Raw genomic sequence first — 14,782 nt, 5'->3', positions numbered from 1 at the left:
GGAGCACTACACGTCGTAGGCGTGGGCTTCGAGCGTCTCCATCGGGACGGTCTCCAGGACCGACTCGTTGGTCGCCTCCAGCACCACCGGCGGGACGGTCGTCTCGGGGATGTGCCGCCGCCGGACCGCCTCGAGGGTCTCGACCCAGCGGGGGACGCAGACGCACCAGCGGTCGCCGGGTTCGAGTCCAGGAAACTGGAGTTCCGGCCGCGGCGTCGAGAGGTCGTTGCCCCGCTCGGCGCTGAACGACAGGAAGTCCTCGGTCATCACCGCACAGAGCTCGTGGCGACCGAGGTCCTCGTCGTGGCAGGAGCAGCGCCCGTCGCGCTCGTAGCCGGTCATCGGGTCGGTGCCGCAGGGCTGGAGCGCCTCGCCGAGGACGTTCTGCTGGGCCATAGCGACCGGAGGGGCGCCGGCCTCGAAAGTCCGGCGACGTTCCGCCTCGCCCCGAGGCTTCTTTTCGGAGCGGACGGAACCCACGGCCATGCAGGTCGGCATCGTCTCAGACACCCACGACAACGTTCCGGCCGCGCAGGCCGCGATGGACGTCTTCGAGGACGCCGGCGTCGAGGCCGTGATCCACTGCGGGGACTTCGTCGCGCCGCCGCTGATCCCCCACCTCGACCGCGACGGCGTCGAGGTCCACGCCGTCCGCGGGAACAACGACGGCGAGCGGGAGGGCCTCGTCGACGCCTTCGACGCCCTCTCCGGCGGGACGCTCCACGGTCGCTTCGCGGAACTGGAGTTCGGCGGCCGGAAGTTCGCCGTCCTCCACGGCGAGGAGCGGCCGGTCATCGAGTCGCTCGCGTCCGCGGGAGAATACGACTACGTCGTCCACGGCCACTGGCACGTCCGCGAGGAGCGCACCGTCGGCGAGACGACGGTGATCAATCCCGGCGCGCACTTCCCGACGGTCCCGGAGGACAACCGGACGGTGGCGGTCGTCGACACCGAGGCGGCGCCGGAGGAGGCCGTCGCCTTCCACGACGTCGAGTCGCCGCTATGAGCGACGCGGTGGCGGTCCGCGAGGCGACGGTCGAAGACGTCGACGCCGTCGCGGCCGTGGCCAGGGACTCCTGGTACGCCGCCTACGGCGGCTTCCTCGACCCCGCGACGGTCGAGCAGGCCCTCGGCGAGAACTACGACCCCGAACTCGTCGAGGCGGGCATCGAGCACGACGACGTCGCGTTCTTCGTCGCCGAGGTCGACGGCGAGGTGGTCGGCTTCGCCAGCGCCGAGCGGACCTGGGCCGACGAGGTGGAACTGCACACGATATACGTCCACCCCGACCGGTGGGGCGAGGGCGTCGGGACGGCGCTGTTCGAGCGCGTCGCGGAGTGGGCCCGCGAGCAGGACGTCGACCGCGTCGCCTGCGGGGTCTTCACCGAGAACGCGGTCGGCGTCGGGTTCTTTGAGGCGCTGGGGTTCGAGGCCGGCGTGGAGGCCCAGGCCGAGGTCGCCGGCGAACTCCACCCCGAGACCGAGTACGAGTACGACCTCTGAGGGCGGCGTGCCCGTTGGTACCGTGGCCTGCGGTGCCGCCGTCGCCGAACGCTTAAACCCCCGCGTGCCGAAACGGGGATATGAAACACGTCACTATTCCTGACGACCGGATCGGCGTCCTCATCGGCGAAGGAGGTGAGACGATGCGCGAGATCGAGGACCGCGCCGAGGTCCGGCTGGACATCGACTCCGAGACGGGGTCGGTGAAGGTCGAGTCCGTCGGCGATCCGGTGACCGGCCTGAAGGGCCCGGACATCGTGAAGGCCATCGGCCGCGGGTTCGCCCCCGAGGAGGCGATGCGGCTCCTCGAGGACGACATGCAGCTGTTCGACATCGTCGACATCGAGTCGGCCACCCGGAACAAGAAGGACCTCCGCCGCAAGAAGGGCCGGCTCATCGGCGAGCAGGGCCGCACCAGAGAGCTGATGGAGGAGCTCTCCGGCGCCAGCGTCGTCATCTACGGGACGACCCTCGGCATCATCGGCAGCCCCGACCAGGTCGACGCCGTCCGCAGCGCCGCGGAGATGATCCTCGACGGCGCGCCCCACGGCGCGGTCTACTCGTTCCTCGAGCGCCGCCACAACGAGATGAAGGCCAACGAACTGGAGTACCACCAGTACCCCGGCTGACCGCGCGGTTCCGTCTTCTTCCGCCTCCTTCGACAAGCCTGCTCGACGCTCGTAGACGGCGGTCTCTCCGCCACGAGCGCGGGTGACCCCTCAGAACGGCGCGTCGACGTCGCCGGCCGACGAAGTACTCCCGCCCGCCGGGGCGTCGTCGACCGTCTCGGGGTCGACGTTCAGCGTCTCGGCGAGCTCGCCGCGGTCCTCGAGTTCCGCGAGGATGTCGCTGCCGCCGACGAACTCCCCGTCGACGAACGCCTGCGGGATGGTCTCCCAGCCGCTGTGGGCCTCGAGGGCCTCCCGGAAGGCCTCAAGGTTCTGCAGGGCGTCGACGACCTCGACGTCGTCGCGGTACCGCTTGAGCAGCCCGAGGGCGCGGTCCGAGTAGCCGCACTGCGGCATCAGCTCGTCGCCCTTCATGAAGAGGACGACCTCGTGGTCCTCGATGGCTGCGTCCACGCGCTCCTGTACCTCCGCCGCGTCGAGCTCCGGCGAGCTGGGATCGAACGTCATGCTGGGAACGTGTTATCGACCGGCACGCATATGGGTTGCGTCGACGCGGGGCGACCGACCGGGCGGGCGACCCCCGCGGAACCCGTCGGCGGGGGAGGGTTCCGGCGGAACCGCAAGAAACTAGTATATAAATGTTGTGTGGTACTGATTGACAGCCGAATCCCGCACCCGTCCGGGGGTTTCTCCACCTGTGGTTCAGCAACCTTTATATAGAACCACAGACAATCATCCGGACGACCATGGCACAACAGATGGGCAATCAGCCAATGATCGTCCTCTCGGAGGAGAGCCAGCGTACCTCCGGGCGCGACGCGCAGTCGATGAACATCACCGCCGGGAAGGCGGTGGCCGAGTCCGTACGCACGACGCTCGGCCCGAAGGGGATGGACAAGATGCTCGTCGACTCGACGGGCAACGTCGTCGTCACGAACGACGGCGTCACCATCCTCGGCGAGATGGACATCGAGCACCCGGCGGCCAACATGATCGTCGAGGTCGCCGAGACCCAGGAGGAGGAGGTCGGCGACGGTACGACCACCTCCGTCGTCGTCGCCGGCGAGCTCCTCTCGCAGGCCGAGGACCTCCTCGAGCAGGACATCCACGCGACGATCCTCGCACAGGGGTACCGCCAGGCCGCCGAGGAGGCCAAGGAGATCCTCGAGGACGTCGCCATCGACGTCGGCGAGGACGACACCGACACCCTCGAGGCCATCGCCGCCACTGCCATGACCGGCAAGGGCGCCGAGGCCTCGAAGGACCTGCTGGCCGAGCTCGTCGTCGACGCCGTCCGCGCGGTCGCCGACGGCGACGAGATCGACACTGACAACGTGAAGGTCGAGAAGGTCGTCGGCGGCGCCGTCGACGAGTCCGAGCTCGTCGAGGGCGTCATCGTGGGCAAGGAGCGCGTCCACGACAACATGCCCTACTTCGCCGAGGACGCCAACATCGCGCTGCTCGACACGCCCATCGAGGTCAAGGAGACCGAGATCGACGCCGAGGTCAACGTCACCGACCCCGACCAGCTCCAGCAGTTCCTCGACCAGGAGGAACAGCAGCTCCGCGAGATGGTCGACCAGCTCAAGGACGTCGGCGCCGACGTCGTCTTCTGCCAGAAGGGCATCGACGACATGGCCCAGCACTACCTGGCCCAGGAGGGCATCATCGCCGCCCGCCGCGCCAAGAAGTCCGACATGAAGGCGCTGGCCCGCGCGACCGGCGGCCGCGTCGTCTCCAACCTCGACGACATCACCGAGGAGGACCTCGGCTTCGCCGGCTCCGTCGCCCAGAAGGACATCGCGGGCGACGAGAAGATCTTCGTCGAGGACGTCGACGAGGCCAAGGCCGTCACCCTCGTCCTCCGCGGCGGCACCGAGCACGTCGTCGACGAGGTCGAGCGCGCCATCGAGGACTCCCTCGGCGTCGTCCGCACCACCCTGGAGGAGGGCAAGGTCCTCCCCGGCGGCGGTGCCCCCGAGATCGCGCTGGCGCTGGGCCTGCGCGACTTCGCCGACTCCGTCGGCGGCCGCGAGCAGCTCGCCGTCGAGGCGTTCGCCGACGCCGTCGACGTCATCCCGCGCACGCTCGCGGAGAACGCCGGCCTCGACCCCATCGACTCGCTGGTCGACCTCCGCAGCCAGCACGCCGACGGTGACAGCACCGCCGGCCTCGACGCCTACACCGGCGACGTCATCGACATGGAGAACGAGGGTGTCGTCGAGCCGCTCCGCGTGAAGACCCAGGCCATCGAGTCCGCCACCGAGGCGGCCGTCATGATCCTGCGCATCGACGACGTCATCGCCGCCGGCGACCTGAAGGGCGGCAGCTCCGACGACGACGACGGCGAGGACATGCCCGGCGGCCCCGGCGGCGGTATGGGCGGCGGCATGGGTGGCGGCATGGGCGGTATGGGCGGCGGCATGGGCGGCATGATGTAATTCGACGGGAATTACGAACGCCCCTTCGCCCCCTCACCGCACTGCACCGCCTCCCGAACGATCCTTCCTTATTTCTCGCCGGGTAGCTCCCGCTGCGGCGTTCGACCGACGTGTACCTGGCAGATGTAATCGTCCGCGGCAGACCCGACAGCAGGGCGGCTCCGCGAGGTCCCGATTTCAGAGCCGCGACAGGAGCGTTCGTCGGCCCCGCTCGAGGGCGACGCCGGCGGCCAGCAGGATGAGGCCGGCGACGACGAGCGCGATGGACCCGGAGAGCGCCGAGACGACCGTCGCCTCGACGAACGACAGCGTCTGGACCAGGCCGCCGAGGGCGACGAGGTCGATGAGCGTCCGGGACCGCGAGCGGTAGCCCAGGTAGCCGGTGGCGATGAGCCCCGCCAGGGCGGCGACGTGGAGGCAGCCGAAGGCGAGCAGTTCCGGGACGGTCTCGGGGGCGAAGACGGCGACGGTGGTCGAGAGCAGCAGCGCCGCGAGGACGATGACCGACCACTCGACGGCCTCCCGCTCGTCGGCCTGGTGGAGCCACCACCCGCCGGCGACCGCGCCGGCGCTCGTGGCCACCAGCACCGGGATCGAGCCCACCTGGTAGAAGTCGAATTGCCCCTCCAGCATCGTCATCACGAGCAGGGTCCCGAGGCTCAGCACGACGCCGCCCATCCGGTAGACCCAGGGGACCCGCCCCGAGCGCATCCGGCCGAGCGAGAAGACGGCGACGCCGAGCAGTCCGACGGCGGGCAGCGGGTCGGCGGGCTCCGATACCACGACCACGACCCCCGCCAGCAGCGCGATGCCGAGGCCGGTCCCGGGCCGCGACTTGAGGCCGTGGCCGGTCGGGAGGGCGACGGCGGTCCACGCCAGCAGGAGCCACTCCGCGGCGATCCCGATCGAGAACAGGTCGTCGAAGAGGAACAGCGAGGGGCCGACGAGCAGCGCCCCCAGGATGCAGAGGGCGTGGCCGACGCGGGGGACGTCGTGGTCGTAGGCCTGCAGGCCGCCGTAGAAGGCGAGCCCCGGCCCGGCGAGCAGCACGAGCGTCCGCGCCGCCCGGTGGAGGTCCTGCCAGTTCGTCGCGAGGAACAGCAGGATGCCGGAGAAAACGAGCGCCGACCCGACGATGGAGAGGACGAGGACGGCCCGCGGTCGGCGCTCCTCGTCGGTCTCGTATCGGGAGAGGATCTCCTCGGCCTGGGCGTCGGTGATGATCCCGTCGCGGACCCACTCCTCGACCTCGTCGCGGAGGGCATCGGGGTCCATGGTCGGCAGTGGATTGGGTGTGCAATATAAACTTGGGTGCAACGTTCGACGGTCCACCAGCGGTCGAACCACCAGACGGCTATCGGGTCGATGCCAGAACAGCAGCTATATCCCCGCCTGCGCATAGCTACGACCGAGTGACAGCACCGACGGACGCGGGCGGGTTCGAGGGACGCCTCGCCGACGACCACGACCTGTCGCGACGGGCGCGCGCGTACGGGGAGGCGGTCGTCCTCGGCGACGAGTGGCCCCTGTCGGACCTCGACCTCGGGCGGCTCGAGTGGGCGACCAGCACCCGCGCGAGGCGGAAGAACGGGTCCTGCACCTACGAGGACGACGGTCGCTGTACCGTCACCGTGGCCGCGCACGTCTCCGAGCGCGCCGGGTTCGCGGCCTGCGAGGAGACGATCCGCCACGAACTCGTCCACGCTTGGCAGCACCAGCACGCGGGCGGCGTCGCGCTCGTCGGCGACGGCCCGCCCGAGGTTCGCGCCGGCGGGGGCGCCACCGGAGACGGCGGCGCCACCGGCGAATCGGTGATTCCGATAGAGCCCGGCCACGGCCCGTCGTTCCGGGCGTGGGTCGACCCCCTCGACCTCGACGGTCGGTGCAGGTCGCCGTACGAGCGGACGCCGGACGACTACGCCTACGTCTTCGAGTGTCCGAACTGCGGTGACTGGTGGGGACGCCACCGGCTCTGCAAGTCGGTCCGGCAGGCGGCCCACGGGACCGCCGGGTCGGCCGGCTACTGCTACTGCGTCGACTGCGAGGCGCTGGTGCACCTCCGCGCGGACGGCCGGTACCTCGAGCATGGCGACCACGCGGACGACGCGATCCGGGCGTTCGCCGACGGTGATGGCCAGGGGCTTCCGACGACCCCCGTCGACAGATTGACTGCCTCAACGCGGTCCGCAGCCGACGATGACTGACTCTCCTTCGGGCGGTTACAACGAGCCAGCATCCGCGTGCGACTGCAGGGAACACGCGGTTCCCGGCGGCGAGCGACCGTAGGGAGCGAGTCGCCGTAGCGCCTATTTTCCCCAAGTTTTTGCCGGGCCGGCGAAGCCGGCCCGTGCAAAAAGTGGGTTCACCAGGGTTCGTCCTTCAGTCCCAGGGCGTAGGCGATGGCGTTCGTGCCGACGTGGAGCAGCGGCGTGAGCACGACCACCGCGGCGACGACGGGCAGCGTGAACGTCTCGAAGAACCAGCCCGTCGCGACGACGGCGGTCAGCAGCAGCGCCATCACCACGAAGTCCAGCTGGTCGACGCCGGGGAAGGAGGCCCCGCGCTCCCGGCCGGTGCGGCGCTTGAGGAACGACGCGGTGATGTCGCCCAGCATCGCGCCGAACGCCAGCGCGACGGCGGCGTGGAGAGGGAAGACCGGGAGGTCGAACGCGGTGACGCCGTCGACGACCGGGTGGAGCTGGTTGAGCAGCAGCGCGACGACGACGCCGGCGGCGGTCCCGAAGGCCGTCCCGCGCCAGGTCTTCCCGTCGCCGAGGACGCGCTTGCCGTCGTTCCAGGTCTTGCCCGCGTCTATCGGCCGGCCACCGCCGGCCAGCACGGCGACGTTGTTCGGGATGTAGGCGGGGAACATCGCCCACACCGCCGTCGCGACCGTCTCGACTACCATATCCGGCGTGCGACCGGCGGGCGTATAATGGATTGGGGTTCCACGAGCCCCGAGACCCCGTAGGCTCTTGACGCGGGCGGCGGTATTCTCCGGCATGATTCCGCCCATCGCCCGGCAGTTCGTCGCCGGCGAGTCGGCCGCGACCGCGATGGAGCGCGCCCGCCGGCTGGATGACGACGGCGTCGGCGCGATACTCAACCTGCTCGGCGAGCACTACGGCGAACGGGCCCCGGCCGACGACGACGCGCGGACCTACTGCGAGCTGCTCGAGACCGTCGCGGCGACCGACCTCGACGCCTGCGTCTCCGTGAAACCGTCCCAGCTCGGCCTCGACGTCGGCGAGTCGGTCTTCCGGGAGAACCTCGAGCGCGTCGTCGACGCCGCGGCCGACTGCGGCGGCTTCGTCTGGGTCGACATGGAGGACCACACGACGACCGACGCGACGCTCGACGCCTTCGAGACGCAGGTCCGACGGCACCCCGGGATGGGCGTCTGCCTGCAGGCGAACCTCCGCCGCACGCGCGAGGACCTCGCGCGGCTAGCCGACCTCCCGGGGAAGGTCCGGCTCGTCAAGGGCGCCTACGACGAACCGTCCGAGGTGGCCTACACCGACAAGGCGGACGTGAACGAGGCCTACCGAGAGGACCTCGAACTGGCGTTCCGGACCTTCGACGGCGGCGTCGCGGTCGGCAGCCACGACCCCGCGATGATCTCGCTGGCCCGGGACCTCCACGCAGAGTACGGCACCGACTACGAGGTCCAGATGCTGATGGGCGTCCGCGAGGACGCCCAGCGCGACCTCGCGGCCGACGATGTCGACGTCTACCAGTACATCCCCTACGGCGACCGCTGGCTATCGTACTTCTACCGGCGGGTCGCCGAGCGGAAGGAGAACGCACTGTTCGCGCTGCGAGCGGTCCTCGGCCGGTAGTCAGTCGTCGTCGGTCGAGCGCTCCTCGGCGCGGGCGACGGGCGACTCCTCGCTGACGTCGATCTGGATGCCGCGTTCCTGGCTCTCGCCGAAGCCGGCGCTGAGGATGCGGGTCAGGGCGTCCTCGACGTTCTCGTCCATCTCCGTGTACCGGTCCGGCTCGACCTCCACGACGAACCCGGTGGTGATGTTCGGCGCGGTCGGGAGAAAGAGGATGTCGCGGCCGTCCTTCGTCGACTTGCCGGTTTTGAAGGCGGTCATCCGCATCCCGTTCCACGTCTCCAGCTTCACGGGCGTCTGCAGGTCCTCCGGGCCGCTGACGGCGGTCTCGACCGCCATCTTCGAGGCGTTGTAGACGATGCGGAGGCCCGGGAGGCGGTTCATCACGTTGTCGAGTGACTGCTCCAGGAGGTCGCCGACCGTCGTCCGCATCAGGTAGCCGACCGAGAGGACGAGGAGTGCGAACAGCACGAGCGTGACCAGCACCCGGACGGCGACCCGCTGGTTCTCCAGGGCGGTCCGGAGGAAGGGGAGGTTCGCGATGGACTGGTAGATGAACGCGACGACGTAGGCCGTCACGAGCAGGGGAACCAGAACGATGAGCCCGGACGCGATGTCACGTTTCCACGAGGACGACAGCATTCGTCCGTACATTCGCCCGCGCTGTAATCAGCGCTTCGACCGAGTCGCGGCTGAAACCCCCCGAACGACGGTCTGATCTCACCAGTCACTCCCTCGAGCCGCGCCTCCGCGCTACCGTCGTCGGCTGTCTCCCGGGTCCCCCAGGGGAAGCGAGCAGGCGGTCGGCGAGCGTCGGGGCGCCGGTTCGACCCTTCTTGTACCGCCGCCGCGAAGCGGTGCCATGGACGTCTTCGTCTACGGGACGCTCCGCGACCCGGGACGCGCTCGCGAGGTGCTGGGCCACGCCGACTACGGGCCGGAGGCGCGACTCGTCGGGCTGGGGCGGGCGAGCGGTCGCTACCCGACGCTCGTCCCGGGCGGCGAGACAGCGGGTCGGGCGCTGCGGCTCCGTGACGGCGATCTCTCGACGCTCGACGCGTACGAGGGGGTCGAGCGGGGTCTCTACGTCCGCGTCCGGATTCCGAGCGACGAGGATGAACTGTGGACCTACGTCGGGGACCCGGACGCCCTCGGCGTGGACGTCGAGTGGCCCGGCGCCGGCGCCTTCGAATCGCGCGTCGAGCGGTACGTCGGGACGAACGACGTGTACGTGGAACTGTAGCGAGCAGGCGGAACGGTCTCCCCCGTCAGCCCGTGTCCCGCGCTCCGGCCTCGGCGGACTGACGGCGATAACTCAGCGCACGGTCCGTCTGGCCGCGTTCCCCCGTATAAAATCGAGGGTCGTGTCTCGGCGGGCCGCTCAGAACGAGACGTTCGTCTCCATGCCGTCGGTGGCCTCGTCGAGGCCGTCGTCCTTCATGTCGCTGGTGAACTGCTCGGCGAGGTCGGCGTCGACGAGGGCGTCCTCGAACTCGCTGCGGAAGCGGTCGCTGACCTGTCGGGCCTCGTTTCGGGCCGCGACGACGCGGCGGTAGCGGCGGACGGTCGACGGCGAGACGTCGAAGTGGGCTGCGACCTCCTTCGTGGGGGTCTCCTCCGAGAGCAATTCGCGGAACTCCGCGAGTTCGAACGGGGCGTCGGTGTCCCGCTCGCGGACGAGGTGGAGGTCGAGGCGGGCCCGGAAGACGTCCCGCCGGGAGACGTCGAGGTCGTCGGCGATCTCGCTGTCGCTCGCCCCGGTGTAGAACCCCTCGACCACCCCGACGAGTTCGTCGTCGGTCAGTTCGGTGTCGAAGTCGTACCGTTCGCGCATCTGGGCGACGATCGCACCGATTCGCTCCCCGGCGTCGCGCTCGTCGGTCAGCGAGCCGCGCGACTCCTCCTGGCGCTCCGTCACGGCCTCCTCGTCCGTGACGTCCATGAAGATGTCGCGGAGCTCCTCGGTCTTCTCGTCCATCCTGGCCCTCAGATAACGGTCTTGATATATATAAACCCACGTTCGTTCGGGGTCCCGTCGACCGGTACAATCAAGTCGGTTGACGAGGTGTCTCCCGCCATGAGCAGTACGTCAACGGCCGACGTGGAACTCGTCGGAGAGGAGATGGCGCTGAACGTCGCCCGGACGGCGCTGTTCGCGGCACTCGTCGGGGCGTTCGCCTACGTATCGTTCCCCTATCCGCTTTCCCCGGCGCCGGTCACCCTCCAGGTGCTGGGCGTCTTCCTGGCGGGCCTGATGCTCGGTCCGCTGTGGGGCGGCGCGGCGATGGTGCTGTACCTGCTGGCCGGCGCGCTCGGTGCGCCGGTCTTCTCGCAGGGCGCTGCCGGGCTCGGGGTCCTCCTCGGTCCGACGGGCGGCTACCTGCTGTCGTACCCGCTGGCGGCGGCCGTAGTTGGCGCGATAGCCCACGGCGGACTCGAACTGCGGTCGCTCGCGGCCGCGTCCGTGCCCCGACTCGTCGGCGCCATGGCGGCGGCCGTCCTCGTCATCTACGGCCTCGGCGTCCCGTTCATGTGGTACACCCTCGAGATGTCGGTTCGGGCGGCTGTCATCACCGGCGCAGTCGTCTTCGTCCCCGCGGAGGCCGCGAAGATGGCGGCCGCAATCGGCATCATCCGGAGCGACGCGATCCGCGCCGAATGATCGACGTCCGGGACGTCGTCCACCGCTACAGTGGGACCACCGCGCTGGACGGCGTCTCCCTCGCTATCGACGACGGCGAGTTCGTCGTCCTCGCCGGCGCGAACGGCTCCGGGAAGACGACGCTCGTCAGGCACTTCAACGGCCTCCTCTCGCCCGACGAGGGTGCGGTCCTCGTCGACGGCCGGCCGGTCGAGGACGACCCCGTGGCGGCACGGACGACCGTCGGGATGGTCTTCCAGAACCCCCGGGACTGCTTCGTCACGGCGACCGTCGGCGCCGACGTCGCGTTCGGGCCGGAGAACCTGGGGCTGCCCCGCGAGGAGATCGACAGCCGGGTCGACGAGGCGCTCGAAGCGGTCGGGATGGCAGACCGACGGGACGCGCGCGTCGACCGGCTCTCCGGCGGCGAGCAGTCCCGCGTCGCAATCGCCGGCGCGCTCGCGATGGAGCCGGACCACCTCGTGCTCGACGAGCCGTTCGCGGGACTCGACTGGCCGGCCCGGCGGCGCGTCCTCGAGCACCTCGACGACCTCTCGGCGCGCGGGACGGGCGTCGTCGTCGTCACCCACGACCTCCGCGACCTGCTCGAGCGGGCCGACCGGGTGGTCGCGCTCTCCGGGGGACGGATAGCGTTCGACGAGCCGCCAGCGGCGGCCCGCGAGCGCCTCCCGGACGCGGACGTGCGACCGTGCTGACGTACGAGCCCGGGTCATCGCCGGCCCACCGGCTCGACCCCCGGTCGAAGCTGGCCGTCCAGATCGGGTTCGCCGCGGCCGCGTTCGCCTACACCACGCCGCGAGGCCTAGCCGTCCTGACGGTGCTGACTGCGGGCCTGCTGGCCGTCGCGGAGACGGCGCCGGGCCGCGTCCTCCGGGAGTACCTGTTCGTCGTCCCGTTCCTGCTGGCGGCGCCGCTGCTGGAGGGGTTGACCTGGGGGTCGCCGTGGTTCGTCGTCGGCGACGCGGTGCCGTCGGCGCTGGCGGGGTACCGGGTCCTGTTGGTGCTGTTCGTCGCCGCGGCGTACGTCCGGACGACGCCGGTCCGGGACTCCCGGGCGGCGGTGCAGTGGGCGATCCCCGGTCGGGTCGGCCAGTTCCTCGGGATGGGCGTCGCGTTCGTCTTCCGGTTCCTGCCCGTCCTGCAGGCCGACCTCGGACGGATCCGCGACGCCCATCGAGCCAGACTGGGGACGGAACGCTCGGTCCCTCGGCGGATGCGACTGCTCGCGGTCGCGGGGTTCAACCGCGCCTTCGAGCGGGCCGACCGCTTCGCGCTCGCGCTGCAGGCGCGGTGCTTCTCGTGGAACCCGACCCTCCCCGAATTACGATTCTCGCGACAGGACGCGGTGGCGCTGGCGGTCGCCGGAGCGCTGGCGGGCGCGGCGGCGATGCCGACAGTAACGGCCGTGTAACCGAGCAACTCGTGGACAATTTTTGCCGGAGCGCGGCCGTCTCGCGGCCTCGTGTGACAAAACTTAAGCAGGTACGCACCCCCGTTTCCCCGTATGCTACCGGCGCTTCCGATACAGGCGGGGAGTGAAGTCACCCGCGAGACCTACTGGCAGATCGGGCCCGTCCAGAAGGTCGTCTTCTACTTCCTCGCCTCGCTCACGATCCTCGTCTTCGCCATCGGCACCTACCAGCGCTTCGCGCGGTACGCCGAGGGGACCGACGACTGGTTCGAGCGCGTCGACGACCTGCCGACCCGGATCGTCGAGGCGACGAAGATCGTCGCCTCGAACGAGAAACAGTTCAACCGCGACTTCGTCGGCGGGCTGATGCACGCCTTCATCATGTGGGGCTTCCTGACGCTGTTCATCGCGACCGCCATCCTCACCGTCGACGTAGACCTCTACCGCCCGCTCACCGGCGAGTCCTTCTGGATCGGCGACTTCTACCTCTCCTACCAGCTCGTGACGGACGCGCTGGGGCTGCTGTTCGTCGTCGGGCTGGGCATCGCGCTGTGGCGCCGCTACGTCCGGCGCAACCACCGCCTCTGGGGCAAGCACACCAACTGGGAGGACGCCTTCCTCGTCTGGTCGCTGTTCCTGCTGGGCGTCGGCGGCTTCCTGCTCGAGGGGCTCCGCATCATCGGCCAGGGCGCCGAGTCCGTGAGCTTCGTCGGCACCGCCGTCGCGCTGGCGCTGACCGGCATCGGGTTCGACGCCGCCTCTGCCGCGGCGGTCTACCCGATCGGCTGGTGGTCCCACAGCATCCTCGCGTTCGTCTTCGTCGCCGCCATCCCGTACGCCAAGCCGTTCCACATGATCTCGTCGTTCGCCAACGTCGTCACGCGCGACGAGAAGGCCGGCGCCCGCCTGCCCGGCGTCCCCTCGGACCTCGACGCGACGAACGCCGAGTCCATCGACGACTTCTCCTGGAAGGAGATCCTCGACCAGGACGCCTGCACGAAGTGCGGCCGGTGTTCGTCGGTCTGCCCGGCGAAGGCCTCCGGCCGCCCCCTCGACCCCCGCGACGTCATCCTCGATCTGAAGTCCTACCGGCAGTCGGTCGACGCCGGCGGCGAGGAGAAGCCCATCATCGCCGACGGCGGCGCCAGCGTCATCGACACCGAGACGATGGAGTCCTGTATGGCCTGCATGGCCTGCATGGACGCCTGCCCGGTCGAGATCGAGCACCTCAAGAGCTTCACCCGGCTCAACCGCCAGATGGCCGACCAGGGCGACGTCCCGCCGACCATCCAGGACGTCTTCCAGAACGTCATGTCGAAGGGCAACACCTTCGGCGACTCGCCGTCCGCCCGCGGCGACTGGACCGAGGACCTCGACTTCGAGGTCACCGACGCCCGCGAGGAGTCCGTCGAGTACCTCTGGTACGTCGGCGACTACCCGAGCTACGACGACCGGAACAAGGAGGTCGCCCGCTCGCTGGCGAAGATCTTCGAGCACGCCGACGTCGACGTCGGCATCCTCTACGACGACGAGGTCTACGACGGCAACGACGTCCGCCGCATCGGCGAGGAGTTCCTCTTCGTCGAGCAGGCCGGCACGCTCGTCGACACCTTCGAGGAGTGCGACTACGAGAAGATCGTCTGTACGGACCCCCACTCCTACAACACGTTCAAGAACGAGTACCCGGAGGTCGACTTCGAGGAGTTCGCCGACGACCCGATGATGGAGTTCGCCATCGACGGCTACTGGAACCGCGACGGCGACGTCGAGGTCTACCACTGGACGCAGGCCGTCGAGGAGCTCGTCGACCGCGGCGTCCTCGGGCTCTCCGGCACCGAACTCGACTACACGGTCACCTACCACGACCCCTGCCACCTCGGCCGGTACAACGACGAGTACGAGGCGCCGCGCGAACTCGTCCGCGCGACGGGCTGTGACCTCCACGAGATGCCGCGCAACCGCGAGAACTCCTTCTGCTGTGGCGGCGGCGGTGGCGGCCTCTGGATGGACTTCGACGAGGAGTCCAAGCCCAGCGAGGAGCGCCTCCGCGAGGCCCTCAACGACACCGAGGCCGGCAGTTCGGTCGAGAAGTTCGTCGTCGCCTGCCCGATGTGCATGACGATGTACGAGGACGGCCGGAAGACCGGCGGCTACGAGGACGACATCGAGATCGTCGACGTCGCGGAGCTCATCGTCGAGGCCCTGGAGGCCAACGGCGCCACGGTCTCCGCCTCGGCCCAGACGGGCACCGACGCCGCGCCCGCCGACGACTGACCGCCCGCCTCGCCGTTTTATCT

17 protein-coding genes are annotated in these 14,782 nt (G+C 69.8%); 11 read left to right on the top strand and 6 right to left on the bottom strand.

Translation table 11 applies throughout. The features are described 5' to 3' along the window. Positions 1–6: 6 nt before the first annotated feature. A complete protein-coding gene (locus HWV07_RS08140) occupies positions 7–396 on the bottom strand; it encodes a DUF2237 family protein (RefSeq protein WP_178333821.1) in 390 nt (129 codons plus the stop codon). A gap of 88 nt (positions 397–484) precedes the next feature. Here HWV07_RS08140 and HWV07_RS08135 point away from each other — a divergent pair, with 88 nt between their 5' ends. The 3 genes from HWV07_RS08135 to HWV07_RS08125 all read left to right on the top strand — a co-directional run bounded on the left by HWV07_RS08135 (position 485) and on the right by HWV07_RS08125 (position 2,132). Next, positions 485–1,006: a metallophosphoesterase gene (locus tag HWV07_RS08135; protein WP_178333820.1), complete on the top strand. Its 522-nt coding sequence runs from the start codon at positions 485–487 to the stop codon at positions 1,004–1,006. Continuing rightward, entirely contained in the window at positions 1,003–1,503 is a 501-nt protein-coding gene (locus HWV07_RS08130) for a GNAT family N-acetyltransferase (protein ID WP_178333819.1), read from the top strand. Before HWV07_RS08135 ends, HWV07_RS08130 begins: the two co-directional genes overlap by 4 nt. An 80-nt stretch (positions 1,504–1,583) precedes the next feature. Then, positions 1,584–2,132, top strand: coding sequence for a KH domain-containing protein (locus tag HWV07_RS08125; protein WP_178333818.1), 549 nt, complete (start codon positions 1,584–1,586; stop codon positions 2,130–2,132). Between the two features lie 90 nt (positions 2,133–2,222). On the opposite strand, the gene HWV07_RS08120 is transcribed toward HWV07_RS08125, so the two are convergent. Continuing rightward, the gene (locus tag HWV07_RS08120) at positions 2,223–2,639 is read right to left on the bottom strand and encodes a glutaredoxin family protein (RefSeq protein ID WP_178333817.1); all 417 of its coding nucleotides are present in this window, start codon (positions 2,637–2,639) and stop codon (positions 2,223–2,225) included. Positions 2,640–2,890: 251 nt separating this feature from the next. Between HWV07_RS08120 and thsA the strand changes: the two genes are divergently transcribed. Then, a complete protein-coding gene (thsA, locus tag HWV07_RS08115; RefSeq protein ID WP_178336021.1) occupies positions 2,891–4,573 on the top strand; it encodes a thermosome subunit alpha in 1,683 nt (560 codons plus the stop codon). A gap of 177 nt (positions 4,574–4,750) precedes the next feature. On the opposite strand, the gene HWV07_RS08110 is transcribed toward thsA, so the two are convergent. Beyond that, a complete protein-coding gene (locus tag HWV07_RS08110; RefSeq protein ID WP_178333816.1) occupies positions 4,751–5,848 on the bottom strand; it encodes a DUF2157 domain-containing protein in 1,098 nt (365 codons plus the stop codon). A 137-nt stretch (positions 5,849–5,985) separates the two neighbouring features. Here HWV07_RS08110 and HWV07_RS08105 point away from each other — a divergent pair, with 137 nt between their 5' ends. Further along, entirely contained in the window at positions 5,986–6,777 is a 792-nt protein-coding gene (locus HWV07_RS08105; RefSeq protein WP_178333815.1) for a SprT-like domain-containing protein, read from the top strand. 158 nt (positions 6,778–6,935) lie between these two features. Here HWV07_RS08105 and HWV07_RS08100 read toward each other — a convergent pair whose 3' ends face one another. After that, a complete protein-coding gene (locus tag HWV07_RS08100; protein WP_178333814.1) occupies positions 6,936–7,481 on the bottom strand; it encodes a CDP-2,3-bis-(O-geranylgeranyl)-sn-glycerol synthase in 546 nt (181 codons plus the stop codon). Positions 7,482–7,575: 94 nt separating this feature from the next. On the opposite strand from HWV07_RS08100, the gene HWV07_RS08095 reads away from it, so the two are divergent. After that, the gene (locus tag HWV07_RS08095) at positions 7,576–8,412 is read left to right on the top strand and encodes a proline dehydrogenase family protein (protein WP_178333813.1); all 837 of its coding nucleotides are present in this window, start codon (positions 7,576–7,578) and stop codon (positions 8,410–8,412) included. Here the strand turns inward: HWV07_RS08095 and HWV07_RS08090 are convergent, their stop codons facing one another. Continuing rightward, complete coding sequence (locus HWV07_RS08090; protein WP_178333812.1) at positions 8,413–9,054, bottom strand: DUF502 domain-containing protein; 642 nt, start codon at positions 9,052–9,054, stop codon at positions 8,413–8,415. It lies immediately after the preceding gene. 220 nt (positions 9,055–9,274) lie between these two features. Between HWV07_RS08090 and HWV07_RS08085 the strand changes: the two genes are divergently transcribed. After that, the gene (locus tag HWV07_RS08085) at positions 9,275–9,655 is read left to right on the top strand and encodes a gamma-glutamylcyclotransferase family protein (RefSeq protein ID WP_178333811.1); all 381 of its coding nucleotides are present in this window, start codon (positions 9,275–9,277) and stop codon (positions 9,653–9,655) included. Positions 9,656–9,793: 138 nt separating this feature from the next. Here HWV07_RS08085 and HWV07_RS08080 read toward each other — a convergent pair whose 3' ends face one another. Beyond that, positions 9,794–10,390 carry a conditioned medium-induced protein 4 gene (locus HWV07_RS08080; protein WP_178333810.1) on the bottom strand — a complete coding sequence of 199 codons (597 nt, stop codon included), beginning with the start codon at positions 10,388–10,390 and terminating at the stop codon, positions 9,794–9,796. A 99-nt stretch (positions 10,391–10,489) separates the two neighbouring features. Here HWV07_RS08080 and HWV07_RS08075 point away from each other — a divergent pair, with 99 nt between their 5' ends. From HWV07_RS08075 to HWV07_RS08060, 4 genes are all read left to right on the top strand, one after another. Then, the gene (locus HWV07_RS08075) at positions 10,490–11,074 is read left to right on the top strand and encodes a biotin transporter BioY (protein ID WP_178333809.1); all 585 of its coding nucleotides are present in this window, start codon (positions 10,490–10,492) and stop codon (positions 11,072–11,074) included. Next, positions 11,071–11,769 carry an energy-coupling factor ABC transporter ATP-binding protein gene (locus HWV07_RS08070; RefSeq protein ID WP_178333808.1) on the top strand — a complete coding sequence of 233 codons (699 nt, stop codon included), beginning with the start codon at positions 11,071–11,073 and terminating at the stop codon, positions 11,767–11,769. Before HWV07_RS08075 ends, HWV07_RS08070 begins: the two co-directional genes overlap by 4 nt. After that, positions 11,763–12,485: an energy-coupling factor transporter transmembrane component T family protein gene (locus HWV07_RS08065; protein WP_178333807.1), complete on the top strand. Its 723-nt coding sequence runs from the start codon at positions 11,763–11,765 to the stop codon at positions 12,483–12,485. The genes HWV07_RS08070 and HWV07_RS08065 overlap by 7 nt, the downstream gene beginning before the upstream one ends. A 93-nt stretch (positions 12,486–12,578) precedes the next feature. Further along, entirely contained in the window at positions 12,579–14,759 is a 2,181-nt protein-coding gene (locus HWV07_RS08060; protein ID WP_178333806.1) for a heterodisulfide reductase-related iron-sulfur binding cluster, read from the top strand. Positions 14,760–14,782: the final 23 nt, after the last annotated feature.

This window comes from Natronomonas salina, from assembly GCF_013391105.1.
Taxonomy (GTDB): Archaea; Halobacteriota; Halobacteria; order Halobacteriales; family Haloarculaceae; genus Natronomonas; species Natronomonas salina.
This window is presented reverse-complemented; position numbering and strand designations above follow the sequence as displayed.